Genomic DNA, 16,297 nt, shown 5'->3' on the forward strand with positions numbered 1-16,297 from the left:
AGATCGAACCGCACGGCCCCATCGAGACCGAAGCCGCCCGCCGCCTCGCCGACGACCTCAAGAACGAGTGATCACCCAGTTACCCAACACTTTCTGAGGCCTGAACCGCGCTGCGAGTATGTAGACCGGTCTACATCGACAGTTTTCTGTAGACCGGTCTACAGACCCCTTTTTCGGTAGACCGGTCTACAGGGCCGTTCCCTCAGTAGACCGGTCTACCTATCAGCCCCGGTAGACCGATCTACCGATCCTGACCAGGCTCGATGCCCGGCGCCGGCGGGTTGCCCGGGCCGGTCTGGGTGGTCGGGCGGACCGGCTGGTTGGCCAGCGCGTCGGAGCGCCCGGCCTGGTAGGCGGTGCCGCGCAGCCGGGCGGTCTCCTGCTCGGCGCTGTCCAGCCACCGCTCCCAGCGCTGCCGCATCGGCATGATCAGGCCGCCGCCGACGCCGACCACCACCACTCCGGTGACGGTGGCGAGCGCCGCGATCAGCACCGGCCCGGTGATCGCGGTCGCGATCCCGGCCTGGCCGAGCGCGGCGATCACCCCGAGCGCCACGATGAACCCCCACGCCACGGTGGAGACGGTGCGCCCGTACGACGCCCCGGAGAGCGCGTTGCCGACGATGTCGCGCACGCCGTTGGCGATGGCCATCGCCACCACCACGATCGCGACCGCGACGATGCCCCTGGGCAGCCAGGCGACGATGCTGTGGATCATCACGCTGATCGGGTTCGGGCCGAAGACGCCGAACGCCAGCTGCAAGGCCATCAGCAGGATCGCGTAGTAGACGATCTTGCAGATGATGCCGGTCATGTCGTACTTGGAACCGCTCAGGTACCGGGCCATCCCGGCCCGCTCGGCGACCTTCTCGGAGCCGACGCGGCGCAGCACGCGGTCCAGGATCCGGGCGATCGCCTTGGCCACGAACCAGCCGATGGCCAGGATCACCACGAAGGCGATGAACTGCGGGATGACCTTGGCGATCTTGCCCCAGGCCTGGGTGAAACCCGACCCGAAGTCGACGGAGAGTGCGAGCTGCTGAGCCACGGAGTCCTCCACTCGGTGACACGGCGCCACGAGCGGCGCACGCGGCCCCCCACCCTTCGTGGATAGCAGCACCCCGCCCAGCCCGCGCGCGCCCGAATGTCCTGGATGGTTCCGTCGGGTGAACGCTCCCGCCGTCCGCACGCGTACAGTGGCGGTCCGGGCCGACGGGGCGGGGGCCACGGACTGCGGATCCACGGTGACGGGGCGGGACGGAGCTCGACGGTGCTGGACGGTGCGAAGGTGAGCGGAAGCGGTACGGATCCGGGCTCGGACTCGGGCCCGGGGACCGGTGCGGCTGCGGCTGCGGCTGCCGGTGCGACTGCGCACCGGACGCTGCACTGGCGGGTGCGCCCCCCGGTGGCCAGGTCCGCCGTCGTGGTCCTGCACGGCGGCGAGGAGCACAACCTCGCCCGGCCCCGCCGGCTCAACCTCCCGCTCCTGCGGATGCACGGGTTCCTGCGCGGGCTGACCCGGGAGACGGCGGGCCAGGGGGTCGCCATCGCCACCGTGCGGTACCGCCACCGCGGCTGGAACGGGGACCGCGCCGACGCCGCCCAGGACGCGCTCGCCGCGCTCGACGAACTCACCAAGGCCCTCGGCCAGGTGCCCACCGTCCTGGTCGGCCACTCCATGGGCGGCCGCGCCGCCCTGCGGGCCGCCGGCCACCCGACCGTCACCGGCCTGGTCGCCCTCGCCCCCTGGTGCCCCGCCTCCGACCCCTGCGAGCAGCTCGCCGGCCGCGACGTCCTGCTCCTGCACGGCGACCGCGACACCGTCACCGCCCCCGCCGACACCCGCGCCTTCGCCGCCCGCAGCCGCGCGGCCGGCGCCCGCGTCTGCGGCTACACCGTCACCGGCAGCGGCCACGCCATGCTCCAGCGCATCCCCGACTGGCACCGCGCCACCACCCGCCTCACCACCGCCCTCCTCGGCCTCCAGCCCCTCCCCGCCGAGACCGCCTCCGCCCTCGCCCTCCCACCCGCCTCCCCCGAGGCCCTCACCCTCCCCCTCCCCCGCCAACCCCGGACGGCCCCCACCCTCCCGACCACCACCTGACCGCACGGGGGTGGGGATGCCGCAGGCGGTCGGGACTTGCCCGCGGATGCCGATGTTGGGGAGGGTGCCCCGGTGACTTCCTTTACGCAGCGGTACACCAGCGGTGACCATGACGGTGTCTGGGCGGACCTGCGCCGTCTCGGCCCAGTGCCAGACGCGCTCGACGAGGACTGCCGAGGCGTGGCGTTCGCGACGATGCAGCGGGTGGCACGCCATGTGGACCGTCTCGCGGAGCAACTGACCGACCTCGGACTCGTGCCCGTCATGCCCGTCCGGGAACCGGTGACGGCCGAGGACCTGCAGGATCTCGATCTTCTTCGTGCCGAGATCGGCTCCGTGCCCCCGGCCCTCGACGCCTGCTTCCGTCAGGTCGGCGGCGCGTGGTTCGCCGGGGACTGCGCGGCGCTGAACGAGTGCTATTCCGCGGGAAGCCAGTACAGCGCCGCCCCTATCCTTCCCGACCCGCTGGTCCTTCCGACCGTGCAGCACCTGCGGGAGAGCTGGGACGACTACCGGGACGCCGTCGAGGATGACCCCGAGGTCGGCGAGGACGGGTTCTTCTTCGACTTCGCGCCGGACGAACTGCACAAGGCCAACATCAGCGGTGCCACCCACGAGATCGAGATGGCCCAGAACGTGGCCGACCCGGTCCTTCACGGCGTGGCCGGCCGACCCGGCATCACCCTGGTCGAGTACCTGCGGGTGTCGATCGCCTGGGGCGGCATGCCCGGCTGGTCGTTCAAGCCGGACCAGGCCCCGGCCGCCCTGGCGGCTCTGCGCGTTCACCCCGACTTCTGATTACCAGCGAGGCCCGGATCGCACCGGCTACCGGCCGATCAGTTCCGCGAAGGGCTCGCACCGCACGCTCTGTTCCACCGGGCTCGCCATCACGGCCTTCGCGTCAAGTCCTCTATCTCTTGGTCGAGTTCAGGATCACGCGAAGGCCGTACCGCCGTCCCCGGCAGGCACTCGGCGAGCAGGGCGACGACGTCGCGCCAGGCTCGCTGTGCGTGCTGTGGGTGGTAGCCGACGCCGGGGACCGTGGGGTGGTCGACCGGGGGGTGGTGGAAGGCGTGCAGGGCGCCGCCGTAGACCGTGAGGCGCCAGTCGACGCCTGCGGTCTGCATCTCGGCGGTGAACGCGTCCCGTTGCGCGGGCGGCATGATCGGGTCCTCCGACCCGACCCCGGCCCACACCGGGCAGCGGATGCGCGCCGCCTCGCCCGGCCGGCCCGTGGTCAGTGCGTTGACCGTCCCGATCGCGCGCAGGTCGGCGCCGTCGCGCCCGAGTTCCAGCCCGACGGCGCCCCCGGTGCCGTAGCCGACGGCGGCGATCCGGTCGGGGTCGGTCCGCGGTTCGTTGCGCAGCACGTCGAGCGCAGCACGGCCGATGCCCCGCATCCGGTCCGGATCGGCGAGCAGCGGCATGCACCGGGCCAGCATCGCCTCGGGGGCGCCCAGATAGCGCCCGCCGTGAAGGTCGAAGGCCAGCGCTACATATCCCAGCTCGGCGAGAGCGTCGGCCCGACGGCGCTCGACGTCGCTGAGCCCCATGCCCTCCGGTCCGAGCAGCACCGCGGGCCGGCGGTCGACACCCGCCGGGAGCGCGAGGTGGCCGGTCATCGTCAAACCGTCCGCCGGGTACTCGACCGTGCGCGTCGTGATCGTCCTCATGGGACTGGACTGTAGTGATCGTCGAGCCCGGTCCGGCTGGTGTTCTGCCGCCGGCAGAACACCGCACGCGTCCCTCTGGGATAGCGGGGGCGGGGTCAGGTGAGCGGGGTGAGGCGGCCGTGGGGGTCGGTGAGGTAGGCGGGGAGGTCGGGGTGGCGCTTGAGGAGGGTGGCGAGGTCCTCGGTGGTGGCCATCGGGGGTGGGACGAGGAGGTGGCCGTGCTGCTCGGGTGGGACGAGGCCGCGGACCAGGGCGCTGCGGACGGTGCGTTCGTGGCGGGTGGCGCGGCCGGTTTCGCCGTGGGGGGCGCGGGCCAGGGCGCTGACGCCGCCGCGGGCGGAGAGCTGGTCGAGCTCGGGGACGAGGCGCCAGAGCTGCTGGGCCTGGTGGCTCTGGAGGGAGCCGGCCAGGTTGGCCTCCAGGCCGTGGGCGTGGCAGAGGTCGACGAAGTAGCGGACCTCGTCGAGGGTGAGGATGCCGGCGCGGGCGAGGCCGTGGGCGTCGGTGTCGTGGCGGTCGAGGTCGACGAGTTCGGTGCTGCCGGCGGTGGAGACCAGGCCTATCCGGGCGACCTTGAGCAGGATGCTGGTGTCCAGCATGATCGCGTCCGCGCCGGCCGCGGCGCTCGCCTCGACCATCGCCCGGATCGCCGTGCGGTCCGTGCGGCGGACGCCGGTCAGGCCGTAACTGCGGTGCGGGAAGGGCTCGGTGGCCGCGACGAAGGTGCCGCGGGCGGCGTCCGGGAGGGCGCCGCAGGCCTTGAGGCCGGCCTCAGTGGGACGGGCGGGGAGGCCGAGGGCGGCAGCGGCGGCAGCGGCGGCACCGCAACGACAGCAGGCAGGGTCGCTCAGGCGCCCTGCTTCCGGCGGCTCACCACCCAGGCCATGGCGAGGACCACCGAACCGGCCGGCACGAACAGGCACGGAATGATCCACTCGTGGTTCGACAGGGCGTCGGTGCCCGCCACACCGCCGGGGTTCTCGGGGTCGTAGACGACGTCCACCACCGAGCCGACCGAGCCGTTGACGTCCTTCGTCCAGGTGTCCGACGGTGTCCGGTCCGCCGGACCGAATCTGAGCAGGTAGGAGGTGGTCCGCGGCTCCTTCCGTACCTGGACGATGGTCGCCGTGGTGTGCACTCCGTGGTGGTCGAGGGCGAGGTCCTGGCGCTCCATGTGGACCACGGCGCCGAGGCAGCCCACCCCCACGATCGTCAGGACAGCCGTTGCCGTCCAGTGGCCGAGGCTTCGGCGTTCCCGTTCGCTTCCCCGTTTCTCCCTCATGATCGGAGCATCGTAGAACCCGCACCCCTCGCCCCGCGGTCTCGAGGCCCTATTCCGGCTCGGCGGTCGGGGTGGGGACGCGGCCGGCCAGGAGGGCGCGGCCGAGGGGGGTGGGGCGGTGGGTGACGGTGCGGCCGTCGCGGTCCTTGGTGGTGAGGCCGGAGTCGGCGAGCACGGTGGCGTGTTCGCTGGCGGAGGCGGTGGAGATGTCGAGCAGTCCGGCCAAGTCCTTGGTGGAGCAGGGGCCGTGGGTGGCGATGGCCTCCAGGGCGGCCGCGCGGGTCTGGCCGAGCAGGGCGGTGAGGGTGCGGCTCGGGGTGGGTTCGGGCTCGGGCTGCAAGGGGCCGTTGATCCTCGCCGGGTAGAGGAGGACGGGCTGCTGCCGCGGGTCCTCGTAGCGGGCGATGACGGGGCGGCGGGGGCCGAACACGCAGGGCTGGAGCAGGAGTCCGCGGCCGTCCAGCCGGACGTCGTGCCGGCAGTCCCCCATCAGAGGGAAGCTGAGCACCGGGCGGCGCCAGGAGACCGCCGGGTGCAGGGAGGCGAGGACCAGGTCCGGTTCGCCGATCCGGCGGCGGCGGCCGTGCTCGGTGGTGACGATGGTCTCGATCTGCCGCCGGTACGGCTCGATCGCGCGGGTCTGGTAGTCGGCGGTGACGTTGCCGAGCAGCCTCCTGGCCCGCCGGTCGCCCGCCGCCACTCCGCGCGCGAAGGCGCTCAACTGCCGTGCTCCGCCCACCGATCGCAGGTGCTCGCGGAGCGGCTCCTCGGGCGCCTCGGCGGTGGCGCTCTCGGTGGCGCCGGGGTCGCGGCGCACGGTGAGGAACTCCGGGATGGCCGAGGGGGTGTAGAGGTCGAAGAGCAGCGCGGTGCGCGGGTTCCAGGTCGCCCGCAGCCGGTTGCGCCACACCTGGAAGCGGGGATCGCAGCGGCCGCTGACCAGGCCGTGGACGCTGAGGGACAGCTCCATCGACATGTCCGGACGCTCAGCCACCCGGACGCGGTCCAGGTCGTCCGTACCGAAGAAGATTCGCAGCACGGACAGGATCGTCACCCCGCGGGCGGCCGGTCCGCAAGACCGTTCGGCGAGGACCGAATCCATTGCCCCGCGGCCCGCCGCACCGGCAGGCTCGGAGGGCCGGCGGGGCGGCAGCCGTCGCCGCGCCCGGGCGGGGTGCCCCGGGTGACGGACCGGGGCGCCCCGCCGGTGTGCGGAGGGTGGCGGGCGGCGGCGGGCACTCAGCTCGGCTCAGCTCGGCTCAGCTCAGCCCAGCTCGGCCGCCGACTCGACGACCACGCCGTAGAGGTCCCCTACGGTGGCCAGCGCGCCGCGGTGGACCTGGGCGGCGCTGAGCTCCGCGGCGCCGGACTCCAGCGGGCGGGTGGCGCAGGCGTCGGCGACCACGGTGGGGCGGTTGCCGCGCAGGAAGGCGCCGGCGGTGGTGAAGGCGACGCACAGGTGGGTCATGAACCCGGAGACCACGACGTCCTGGTGGCCGGCCGCGTCCACCAGTTCGCCCAGCTCGGTGCCGACGAAGGCGTCCGGGGCCTGCTTGACCACCACCCGCTCGCCCTCGGCCGGGGCGACGGCCGGGTGGATCCGCCCGATCTCCTCGCGGATGTCGTACGGGGTGCCCGCGCCCCCGTCGTTGATGACGTGGATGACGGTGGCGCCCTCCACCCGGGCCCGGGTGAGCAGGGCGGCGGCCGCGTCGAGGGCCTCGCGCCAGCCGGTCAGCTCCATCACACCGCGGGTGTAGGTGTTCTGGTAGTCGACCAGGACGAGGGTGGCCGCGCCGAGCCGGGCGGGCTTGTCGTCGAGGCCGGTGAGGGTGCGCAGGGTGGTGGTGGGCATGGCTGTGCCGCCTTCGTCGCTGGGGGGGTGTCCGGGCAGGTCACGCCTGGTGCGGCCTGCCCCAGAAACGCTACGGGCGGCCGCGGCATGGCGGCAATGCCGTCTAACATGCAGATTCCGACATCGGGGGCACCGCAGGAGGCGGGGGCACCGCATGAGGGCACCGCATGAGGATCGAGGGAGAACCCGTGGAGAGCGCGCAGCGGCTGATCGTCGTCGTCCTGTTCGAGGGCGTCGACCTGCTGGACGTCACCGGACCGCCCGAGGTGTTCTCGCTGCTCCGGCGGGAGACCGGTGACGCGGCCGGCTACCGGGTGGTGCTGGCCGCCGCCGGCACCGACCCGGTCACCACCGCCGCCGGGGTGCGGATCCTGCCCGACCTGACCTTCGAGCGGGCCGCCGCCGCGGGCGGCATCGACACCCTGCTGGTGCCCGGGGCGGTGGAGGTCGACGAGGCGGGGCGGGTGCGGGCGGCGGTCGACCCGGACGTGGTCGGGCACGTCCGCCGGCTGGCCGCCCGTTCGCGCCGGGTCGCCTCGGTGTGCGTCGGCGCCCACCTGCTGGCCGCCGCCGGGCTGCTGGACGGCAAGCGGGCCACCACCCACTGGTCGACCGCGGGCCAACTCGCCGCCGAGTACCCGCAGATCGAGGTCGACGCCGACCCGATCTTCATCCGCGCGGGCGAGGTCTGGACGGGCGCGGGCATCAGCGCCTGCCTGGACCTCTCGCTCGCCCTGGTCGCCGAGGACTTCGGCGAGGAACTCGCCCTGCGGGTCGCCCGCCAGCTGGTGATGTACCTCAAACGGCCAAGTGGCCAGAGCCAGTTCAGCGTCCCGCTGGAGCCGGTCTCCACCACCCGGCGGATCGAGGAGCTGCGGCACCACATCCTGCGCAACCTCACCGGCCGGCTCACCGTGCCGGAGCTCGCCGCCCACGCGCACCTCAGCGAACGGCAGTTGATCCGGATCTTCAAGACCGAGCTGGGCACCACCCCGAGCGCCTACATCGAGTCGGCCCGGGTCGAACTCGCCCGCCACCGGCTGGAGTCGGGCGACGACACCCTCGAACGCGTCGCCACCGCCTGCGGGTTCGGCACCACCGACACCCTGGTGCGCGCCTTCCGCCGCCGGCTGGACACCACGCCGACGGACTACCGGCAGCGCTTCCGTACCGGCGCCCGGAGCGACCTCACTGCGCCGGCGCCTGCACCGCAGGCACCGGCCGCGCAGGCACCCGCACCGTGAAGGCGGTGCGGCCGGGCCGGCTGGCCGCCTCGACCGTGCCGCCGTGCGCCTGGACCACGGCCCGGACGATGGCCAGGCCCAGCCCGGTCGAGCCGGTGGCCCGGGAGCGGGCCCGGTCGCCCCGGACGAAGCGCTCGAAGACCTGCCCCAGCAGCTCCGCCGGGATCCCCGGACCCTCATCTACGACGCTCAACTCGACGTGCTCGGCGGCGAGTTCGAGGCTCAACTCGACGGCCGTACCGGCCGGGGTGTGGGTCCGGGCGTTGGCCAGCAGGTTGGCCACCACCTGACTCAGCCGGTGCTCGTCCCCGCGCACCAGCACCGGCTCCTCGGGCAGCACCAGGCGCCAGCGGTGGTCGGGGCCGGCCGCCCGGGCGTCGGCCACGGCGTTCAGCGCGATCCGGGTGAGGTCCACCTCGTCCCCGGCCAGCGGGCGGCCGGCGTCCAGCCGGGCGAGCAGCAGCAGGTCCTCGACGATCGCGCCCATCCGCAGCGCCTCGGCGTCGATCCGCTCCAGCGAGTGCCGCACCTCGCCGGGCACCTCGCCCGGGTGCCGCAGCGCCAGTTCGGCGTGGCCGCGGACGGCGGCCACCGGGGTGCGCAGTTCGTGGCTGGCGTCGGCGGCGAAGCCGCGCAGCCGCTCCTCCACCGCGTGCCGGCGGGCCAGGGCGTCGCCGACGTGGCCGAGCATCCGGTTGAGCGCCGCGCCGACCCGGCCGACCTCGGTGCGCGGGTCGTCGTCCGGCACCCGCTCGGCCAGCATCACCGCACCGCTGGCGAGCGGCAGCGCGCTCACCCGCTCGGCCATGCCCACCACCCGGCGCAGCGGACGCAGCGACCAGCCGACCCAGACCGCCCCGGCGGCGCCGGCCGCGGCGACGGCGATCGCGAAGACGGTCAGCTCCAGGGTCTCCAGCCGCGTCACGGTGTCCTCGGCCGGGCCCAGCGGCAGCCCGCACACCAGCACGTCGCCGTCCCGCCCGGCCACCGCCCGGGCCCGGTAGTGGCCCAGGGTGCCGCCCAGGTCGAGGGTGCGGGCCGAGCCGCCGACCGGCAGGGCGGCCAGCGCGCGCTGCTGCTCGGGCGTGAAGGAGACCCGGTCGTCCGCGTCGTCGGGCCGGTTGGCGTCGTCGGCGTCCCCGTCGACCACCCCGGCGGCGGTGACCCGCCCGTCCACCAGCCGTACGCCCAGGGTGCCGGGGGTCTGGGCCCGGGTGTCCGGGACGGAGCCGGGGCCGCTGTACTCCAGGCTCGCGGCGTAGCGGCCGCCGGCCTCGGCGAGCTGCTGGTCGAGGCGGTCGACCAGGAAGTGGCGCAGGGCGGCGGCGGTGGCGAAGCCGACGGCGGCGCAGGTGACCACCAGCAGCACCAGCAGGCCGGCGATCAGGCGGGCGCGCAGGGTGCGGGGCAGCAGCTTCCGCAGGATCTTCCCGGCCTGCGCAAGGGCTCGCGTCGCCACCCGCGTCATTGCGCGGCCTTGATCAGGTAGCCCGCGCCGCGGACGGTGTGGATCATCGGGCTGCGCCCGGCGTCCAGCTTCTTGCGCAGGTAGCTGATGTACAGCTCCACGATGTGCGCCTGGCCGCCGAAGTCGTACGACCAGACCGCGTCCAGGATCTGCGCCTTGCTGAGCACCTGCCGGGGGTGGCGCATCAGGTGGGCGAGCAGGGCGTACTCGGTCGGGCTGAGCTCGACGGTCTCGCCGTCCCTGGTCACCTCGCGGGCCCGGTCGTCCAGGACGAGGTCGCCGAGCACCAGGGCGTGCGCGGGCGGGCGGCGCGGCCCGTCCGTCGGGGCGGCCCGGCGCAGCAGCCCGCGCAGCCGGACCACCACCTCGGCCAGGCTGAACGGCTTGGTGACGTAGTCGTCGCCGCCCGCCGCGATCCCCGCGATCCGCTCCTCGACGGCGTCCCGGGCGGTGAGGAAGAGCACCCGTACCTCGGGCTGCTCGGCGTGGATCCGGCGCAGCACCTCCAGCCCGTCGAGGTCGGGCAGCATGACGTCGAGCACCACGGCGTGCGGCCGCCACTGCGCCGCCTCCCGGACGGCCTCCAGGCCGGTGGTCGCGCCGCGGGCCTGCCAGCCCTCGTAGCGGACGGCGCCGCAGACCACCTCGACCAGGTCCGGTTCGTCGTCGACGACCAGGACCCGCCAGTCCGGGCGGTCGCCGGGGCCGGCGGCGTCCGGGCGGTCGGCGGTGTCGTCCATGGTGCTCCCTCGGCTCGGCGGTGGACGACGTTCATTCTGGCCCGCCGCGATGAGAAACCCGTGAGATCACCGGAACCGGTTCGTGAACCTCAGAACTACTCTGACCTGCGAAGACGTCGCTCCGGGCGGGCGTCGGGGCCGGACTCACTCAGAGGCGACTCAGAGCTTGCGGTGCCATCGTGGACCGCCCCGGCGGGGCCGTGCCGCAGCCGGGAGTCAAGGAGGTTCCCCGATGACCACTGCCACCGTGCGGAAGTCGCCGAAGACATCGAAGGCCGGGCAGGCGCCCGCCGGACCGCGTCACCGGGCGGCGGCCCACCCGCCGCTCGCGCTGCCGCCGGGCGCGGCGCTCGGCCTGATCGCCGCCGGCGCGCTCGGCGTGCTCGGGCTGTGGTGGGCGGACACCGCCGCGGTGGTCGGCGCAGCCGGCTGGCTGACCGGCGCCGGGCGGATCACCGGGCTGCTCGCCGGGTACGCCGCCCCGGTGCTGCTCCTGCTGATGGCCCGGCTGCCGCCGGTCGAGCGCGGGGTCGGCGCCGACCGGCTGGCCCGCTGGCACGCCCACGGCGGCCGCTGGCTGGTCGGCCTGGTCACGGTGCACGTGCTGACCGTGATCTGGGGCTACGCGCTGACCGACGGACGCGGGCCGGTCGGCGAGGGCGTGGAGATCGTCTTCCACTACCCCGACATGCTCAAGGCCACCGCGGGCACCCTGCTGATGCTCGGCACCGGCCTGGTCTCCGCCCGGGCGGCCCGCCGCCGGCTCTCCTACGAGACCTGGTACTACCTCCACCTGGCCACCTACCTCGCGGTGGCCCTGGCCTTCGCCCACCAGCTGACCACCGGCGCCGACCTCGGCGGCGGCCCCGGCCGGGCCGCCTGGTACGCGCTCTACTTCGGGACGGCGGCGCTGCTCGGCTGGTTCCGGCTGCTGCGGCCGTGGCTGCTCGACCGGCGGCACGGCCTGCGGGTCGCCGAGATCCGGCCCGAGGGCCCCGGCGTGGTCTCGCTCTTCCTGTCCGGCCGGCGGCTGGACGAACTCCGCGCCGAGCCCGGCCAGTTCTTCCGCCTCCAGTTCCAGGCCCCCGGGCTGCGCTGGGCCGCCAACCCGTACTCGCTCTCCGCGCCGGCCCGCCCGGACTTCCTCCGGTTCACCGTCAAGGACCTCGGCGGCCACAGCGCCGCCGTCGCCGGACTGCGCCCGGGCACCCGGGTCCGGGCCGAGGGACCGTACGGGGCGTTCACCGGACGGCAGCAGCGGCAGCGCAAGGTGCTGCTGCTCGGGGTGGGCGTGGGGATCACGCCGCTGCGTGCCCTGTTCGAGACCCTGCCGGGCGAGGTCACCCTGGTGCAGCGGGCCCGGCGCGCCGAGGACGTGCTGTTCCGGGCGGAGCTGGCGGACGTCGCCCGGCGGCGCGGCGCCGTGGTGCACGAGCTGCTCGGCTCGCGGGAGCAGGTCGGGGACCTCGGCGCGGCGCTGGCCCGGCTGGTGCCGGGGCTGGCGGAGCACGAGGTGTACCTGTGCGGGCCCGAGGCCGTCGCCGAGGAGGCCGTACGGGCGCTGCGGGCGGCCGGGGTGCGGCCGGGACGGATCCACCGCGAGTCCTTCGTCTTCTGAGCCCGTCCGCTGTCCACTTATCGGAGGAGTCGTCCAGTCATGCGCCGAGCCGTCGTCACCAGTGCCGCCACCGCCGCCGGGGTGGTGCTGCTGCTCTCCCTCAAACCGCACCAGGCGAGCGGGAACGCGCCCGTGATCAGCTCGGGGGCGGGCACCTCCTCGGGGTCCGGGTCCTCGTCCGGGTCCTCGTCGGGCTCATCGTCCGGGAGCGGCACCACCGGGACCACCGGCACCGCCGACGCCTCCGCCTCCCCCGCGCCCGCACCGGCCGCCGGCGGAGCCACCCGGAAGGTCAGCGGCGACACCGTGAACACCCGGTACGGCCCGGTACAGGTGCAGGTCACCCTCGCCGGGAGCCGGATCACCGGCGTCGACGTGGTCAAGTACCCCACCGAGGACCGCCGGGACCGCGAGATCAACGCCGACGCCCTGCCCACCCTCAACCAGGAGGCGATCTCCGCGCAGAGCGCCCAGATCGACGCGGTCAGCGGCGCGACCTACACCAGTGACGGCTACATCCGCTCGCTGCAGAGCGCCCTCGACCGGGCGAAGGGCTGAGGCCGGTGCTGCGGCACGCCGAGCCCGTGATGGGCACCGTGTTCTCGATCGCCGTCCGCGACCCCGGGCCCGGCACCCCCGACGCGGTGCGGCGGATCGCCGAACGGCTGCACCGGATCGACGCGGTGTTCTCCCCGTACCGGCCGGAGAGCGACATCAGCCGGCTCGGGCGCGGCGAACTGGCGCTCGCCGACTGCGATCCCGAGGTCCGCACGGTGCTCGACGCCTGCCGCGAGGTCGCGGCCGAGACCGACGGCTACTTCACCGAGCGGCCCGGCGGCCGGCTCGACCCCAGCGGCTGGGTCAAGGGCTGGGCCGTCGAGGAGGCGGCCCGGCTGCTGCGCGCCGCCGGCGCCCGGCAGTTCTGCGTCAACGGCGGCGGGGACGTCCAGACCTCCGGCGGGCCCTGGCGGATCGGCATCGCCCACCCCGGGCGGCCGGGCGCGCTCGCCGCCGTCCTGGGCGGCAGCGACCTCGCGATCGCCACCTCCGGCACCGCCGAGCGCGGCGCCCACGTCCTCGACCCGCACACCGGCCGCCCGGCGGACGGCCTGGCCTCGCTCACCCTGGTCGGCGCCCCCGGCACCGGCATCGCCCGCACCGACGCCTGGGCCACCGCCGCCTTCGCGATGGGCCCCGACCGGGCGCTCGCCTGGGCGGCCCGCCGGCCCGGGGTGGAGGCCCTCGCCATACTGCCGGACGGCACCAAGCGCTGGACCCCCGGACTGCCCGGACACCTGCCGCCCTCCGGCCCCGCCGACTGGCAACTCGCCGCGACACGCTGATCCACTGCGGCAACTCGACTGCTACCGAGCCGAGTTCACTAAATCAGGTGAACCCCGGCGATCATGCCTCGCTCACCCCCGTGCGGTGGCCGATAGTGGGGAAACCGATCGGACACGGACCGCCCGACCCCCCACCGGTCCTCACCGGTCCTCCCACCGGCCCCCAACGCCCCCCAGTCGAGGAGACACCGCACCGTGACACCCGCCGCCGCCCCGCCCGGCCGGGCCCCGTGAACGCCCCGCCCGGCCGTACCGCACTGGTCGTCGTCGACCTCCAGAACGACTTCTGCGCCGGACCGGTGGCCGCCGCCCGCTACCCCGGCGACCCGACCCGGCTCGCCACCGTCGCCGCCAACACCGCCCAGGCCGTCGAGGCCGCCCGGGCCCACGGCACCGAGGTGGTGTTCGTCCGCTTCCTCGGCGATCCGGCCCACCAGGGGGCGAGTTGGCGCCACCGGGACGCCGTCCTCGGCAAACGCCCCAAGTGCCTCGACGGCAGCTGGGGCGCCGAGTTCCACGCCGTCACCCCGCGCGCGGACGAGGCCGTGTTCACCAAGTACGCGTGCTTCGACGCCTTCCTCGGCGAGGGCTTCGAACAGCACCTGGTGGACGGCGGCGTCCGGCACCTCGCGCTGACCGGCGTGTTCGCCGACGTGTGCGTGGACAGCACCGCGCGCACCGCCTTCCAGAAGGGCTACCACGTCACGGTGCTCGCCGATTGCACCGCGGCTCTGCACCTCCCGGACGAGGCCGTGCTGGCCTTCATGCGCCGGGTGTACGGCGCCCGGGTCACCACCCGGGACGAACTCGCCGTCTGGACCAGCCTTCCCGAGGCCCCCGGCGTTCCCCAGACCCCCGGCCTTCTCCCTGAGACCTCCGGCGTTTCCCGGACCTCCACCCCCCGACAGCAGGAGCGCGCATGAGCGTCGGCGTCACCACGAACACCGCCGTCACCGCCACCGCCACCGAACACTCCGGCACGGCCGAGGACGTGCCGCTCACCGCCCTGCTGGTCGCCGCCGCCCGGGCCGTCGAGACCCACCGCCCCGACGCCCTCGCCCGGGACCGGTACGCGGAGCACTTCGTCCGCGCCGCCCCCGCCGCCGCCCGCTGGCCGCTCCACCCCCGGGACGTCCCGGACGGCGACGCCGACCCGCTGTGGGGCCGGCTCGGCCGCTACTTCGCCCTGCGCACACGGGCGTTGGACGACCAGCTGCTCCGCGCCGGCCAACTCGGCGCCCGCCAGGTCGTCCTGCTCGGCGCCGGACTCGACGCCCGCGCCTACCGGCTGGACTGGCCGGCCGACTGCACCCTCTACGAGATCGACCGGCCCGAGGTGCTCGCCTTCAAACAGCGCGTCCTGGACGGCATCGAAGCCCGGCCGACGGCCCCGCACCGGGTCACCCTCGGCACCGACCTCCGCACCGACTGGGCCGAGGCCCTCACCGCCGCCGGGTTCCAGCCCGACCGGCCGACCGCCTGGCTCGCCGAAGGCCTGCTGCCCCACCTGCCCGCGGCGGCCGAACGCGAACTCTTCGCCACCGTCGACCGGCTCAGCGCCCCCGGCTCCACCCTCGCCTACGAGGCCAAGACCGGCACCGAATCCGCCGCCGTCCGCGCCAACCCCGTCTACACCGCCACCCTCGAACGGACCGGCCTCGACCTGCTCGCCCTCCTCGACGCCGAACCCCGCCCCGACACCCCCGCCGACCTCGCCGCCCGCGGCTGGTCCACCACCGCCCACACCCCCTTCGAGTTCACCCGCCACTACGGCCGCGGCCCGCTCCCCGAACCCGACGACGCCCTCGCGGCCAACCGCTGGGTCTTCGCCGTCCGGCCCTGACGCATCCCTGTCGCACGCCCGGTATACACGTTCCGTCAACGGTTCAAAATCCCGGCATCTTCTCCGCGTACCGTCGATCCGGCGCCCGATCAGGGGCCCAGGTACGGAGGAGAGACGCACCATGCACACCGTTGCCACGCACGCCGCCACCCACGTCGCCGTGCACGCCGCCGACGATCTGCTGCGCGACGGCTACGCCCGGATCACGCTCCGCGACGGCGCGGAGCACCTGCTGCACCGGGCGCTCGGCGAGAGCCGGGCGTTCTTCGGGCAGCCGACGGAGCGGAAGTTCCGCTACTCGACCGGGGACTTCAACTTCGGCTACCGCCCGCTCGGCCGCGAGTTCTCGGTCCGCGCCGACCGCCCCGACCTCAACGACTGCTTCACCCTCTGGCACGACCGCCTCGACCTGATCCCCCACGCCGCCGAGCTCCCGGCCCTCACCGACGCCCTGCTCGCCTGGCGCGGCCACCTGGCCGGGCTGGTCGCCGACACCGTCGGCGAGATAGCCGCCCGGCTCGGCGGCCACAAGGCACCCGCCTTCGAGGCGGCCTCCTACCTCCAGCTCAACAACTACGCGGCCACCGGCTCCGACCGCGACCTGCTCCAGGACCGGCACGAGGACGGCCACCTGGTCACCGTCATCCACGCCACCGCCCCCGGCCTGGAAATCTTCCTCGACGGCGACCCCCGCCCGGTGCACACCGCGCCCGACGAGGTCATCCTGATGCCCGGCTCGGTCCTCACCGACCTCACCGCCGGCCGCGTCCCCGCCCTCTACCACCAGGTCCGCAACCTGCGCCTGCCGGAGCGCACCGCCCTGATGTACTTCGTGAACCCCGAACTCACCGAGCCGGTGTACGCCTGGACGGCCGAGCCGGGGGCCGAGGCCGTCGACCTGCGGGAGAAGATCCGCAACAACCCGGGCATGTTCGGGCTCCCCGTCGTCCCGGCGCTCTGAACCCCCGTGGCCGTCAGAAGTCCGACGGGACGGACCAGCGGCCCGAACGCTCGAACCGCGTACAGCCGTCGTGTTCGAACCGCACCGTCCCGTCGAACTCCGACGCCCCCGAACTCCTCCTCCGACCCGGGCGACCCCTTCGAGGGGCCCGTCGTACCAGTCGAAG

The 16,297-nt window shown here is 74.5% G+C and carries 17 protein-coding genes; 9 read left to right on the plus strand and 8 right to left on the minus strand.

Features of this window, described 5'->3' with window-relative positions; translation table 11 throughout:
- Positions 1 to 241: 241 nt before the first annotated feature.
- Positions 242 to 1,048 carry a hypothetical protein gene (locus ACFVXG_RS29755; protein ID WP_387931690.1) on the minus strand — a complete coding sequence of 269 codons (807 nt, stop codon included), beginning with the start codon at positions 1,046 to 1,048 and terminating at the stop codon, positions 242 to 244.
- A gap of 357 nt (positions 1,049 to 1,405) precedes the next feature.
- On the opposite strand from ACFVXG_RS29755, the gene ACFVXG_RS29760 reads away from it, so the two are divergent.
- Both ACFVXG_RS29760 and ACFVXG_RS29765 read left to right on the plus strand, forming a co-directional pair.
- Positions 1,406 to 2,104 carry an alpha/beta hydrolase gene (locus ACFVXG_RS29760; protein ID WP_387931692.1) on the plus strand — a complete coding sequence of 233 codons (699 nt, stop codon included), beginning with the start codon at positions 1,406 to 1,408 and terminating at the stop codon, positions 2,102 to 2,104.
- Between the two features lie 36 nt (positions 2,105 to 2,140).
- Positions 2,141 to 2,902, plus strand: coding sequence for a hypothetical protein (locus ACFVXG_RS29765; protein ID WP_387931693.1), 762 nt, complete (start codon positions 2,141 to 2,143; stop codon positions 2,900 to 2,902).
- Positions 2,903 to 2,991: 89 nt separating this feature from the next.
- Here the strand turns inward: ACFVXG_RS29765 and ACFVXG_RS29770 are convergent, their stop codons facing one another.
- From ACFVXG_RS29770 to ACFVXG_RS29790, 5 genes are all read right to left on the minus strand, one after another.
- Entirely contained in the window at positions 2,992 to 3,777 is a 786-nt protein-coding gene (locus ACFVXG_RS29770) for a dienelactone hydrolase family protein (RefSeq protein ID WP_387931695.1), read from the minus strand.
- A 95-nt stretch (positions 3,778 to 3,872) separates the two neighbouring features.
- Positions 3,873 to 4,700, minus strand: a complete 828-nt coding sequence (locus ACFVXG_RS29775) for a hypothetical protein (protein WP_387931696.1) — start codon at positions 4,698 to 4,700, stop codon at positions 3,873 to 3,875.
- Positions 4,625 to 5,059 (minus strand): hypothetical protein, encoded by a 435-nt coding sequence (locus ACFVXG_RS29780; RefSeq protein WP_387931697.1) that lies wholly within the window; start codon positions 5,057 to 5,059, stop codon positions 4,625 to 4,627. Before ACFVXG_RS29780 ends, ACFVXG_RS29775 begins: the two co-directional genes overlap by 76 nt.
- Before the next feature lie 49 nt (positions 5,060 to 5,108).
- Complete coding sequence (locus ACFVXG_RS29785; protein WP_387931699.1) at positions 5,109 to 6,098, minus strand: ArsR/SmtB family transcription factor; 990 nt, start codon at positions 6,096 to 6,098, stop codon at positions 5,109 to 5,111.
- Between the two features lie 225 nt (positions 6,099 to 6,323).
- Positions 6,324 to 6,914: an isochorismatase family protein gene (locus ACFVXG_RS29790; protein ID WP_387931701.1), complete on the minus strand. Its 591-nt coding sequence runs from the start codon at positions 6,912 to 6,914 to the stop codon at positions 6,324 to 6,326.
- 167 nt (positions 6,915 to 7,081) lie between these two features.
- Here ACFVXG_RS29790 and ACFVXG_RS29795 point away from each other — a divergent pair, with 167 nt between their 5' ends.
- Complete coding sequence (locus ACFVXG_RS29795) at positions 7,082 to 8,158, plus strand: GlxA family transcriptional regulator (protein ID WP_387931702.1); 1,077 nt, start codon at positions 7,082 to 7,084, stop codon at positions 8,156 to 8,158.
- Here the strand turns inward: ACFVXG_RS29795 and ACFVXG_RS29800 are convergent.
- Together ACFVXG_RS29800 and ACFVXG_RS29805 are read right to left on the minus strand one after the other, a co-directional pair.
- Complete coding sequence (locus ACFVXG_RS29800) at positions 8,103 to 9,617, minus strand: sensor histidine kinase (RefSeq protein ID WP_387931704.1); 1,515 nt, start codon at positions 9,615 to 9,617, stop codon at positions 8,103 to 8,105. The two genes, ACFVXG_RS29795 and ACFVXG_RS29800, sit on opposite strands and share 56 nt — an antisense overlap.
- A 5-nt stretch (positions 9,618 to 9,622) precedes the next feature.
- Positions 9,623 to 10,366 (minus strand): response regulator transcription factor, encoded by a 744-nt coding sequence (locus tag ACFVXG_RS29805; protein WP_387931706.1) that lies wholly within the window; start codon positions 10,364 to 10,366, stop codon positions 9,623 to 9,625.
- Between the two features lie 232 nt (positions 10,367 to 10,598).
- On the opposite strand from ACFVXG_RS29805, the gene ACFVXG_RS29810 reads away from it, so the two are divergent.
- From ACFVXG_RS29810 to ACFVXG_RS29835, 6 genes are all read left to right on the plus strand, one after another.
- A complete protein-coding gene (locus ACFVXG_RS29810) occupies positions 10,599 to 11,984 on the plus strand; it encodes a ferric reductase-like transmembrane domain-containing protein (protein ID WP_387931708.1) in 1,386 nt (461 codons plus the stop codon).
- Between the two features lie 39 nt (positions 11,985 to 12,023).
- Positions 12,024 to 12,542, plus strand: coding sequence for an FMN-binding protein (locus tag ACFVXG_RS29815; RefSeq protein ID WP_387931710.1), 519 nt, complete (start codon positions 12,024 to 12,026; stop codon positions 12,540 to 12,542).
- A 29-nt stretch (positions 12,543 to 12,571) separates the two neighbouring features.
- Positions 12,572 to 13,327 carry an FAD:protein FMN transferase gene (locus ACFVXG_RS29820; protein ID WP_387931927.1) on the plus strand — a complete coding sequence of 252 codons (756 nt, stop codon included), beginning with the start codon at positions 12,572 to 12,574 and terminating at the stop codon, positions 13,325 to 13,327.
- Between the two features lie 230 nt (positions 13,328 to 13,557).
- The gene (locus ACFVXG_RS29825; protein WP_387931712.1) at positions 13,558 to 14,250 is read left to right on the plus strand and encodes a cysteine hydrolase family protein; all 693 of its coding nucleotides are present in this window, start codon (positions 13,558 to 13,560) and stop codon (positions 14,248 to 14,250) included.
- Positions 14,247 to 15,170 (plus strand): SAM-dependent methyltransferase, encoded by a 924-nt coding sequence (locus tag ACFVXG_RS29830; RefSeq protein WP_387931713.1) that lies wholly within the window; start codon positions 14,247 to 14,249, stop codon positions 15,168 to 15,170. Before ACFVXG_RS29825 ends, ACFVXG_RS29830 begins: the two co-directional genes overlap by 4 nt.
- Positions 15,171 to 15,291: 121 nt before the next feature.
- A complete protein-coding gene (locus ACFVXG_RS29835; RefSeq protein ID WP_387931715.1) occupies positions 15,292 to 16,131 on the plus strand; it encodes a 2OG-Fe(II) oxygenase family protein in 840 nt (279 codons plus the stop codon).
- Positions 16,132 to 16,297: the final 166 nt, after the last annotated feature.

Source organism: Kitasatospora sp. NPDC058162 (assembly GCF_042884005.1).
In the GTDB taxonomy this organism is placed as follows: domain Bacteria; phylum Actinomycetota; class Actinomycetes; order Streptomycetales; family Streptomycetaceae; genus Kitasatospora.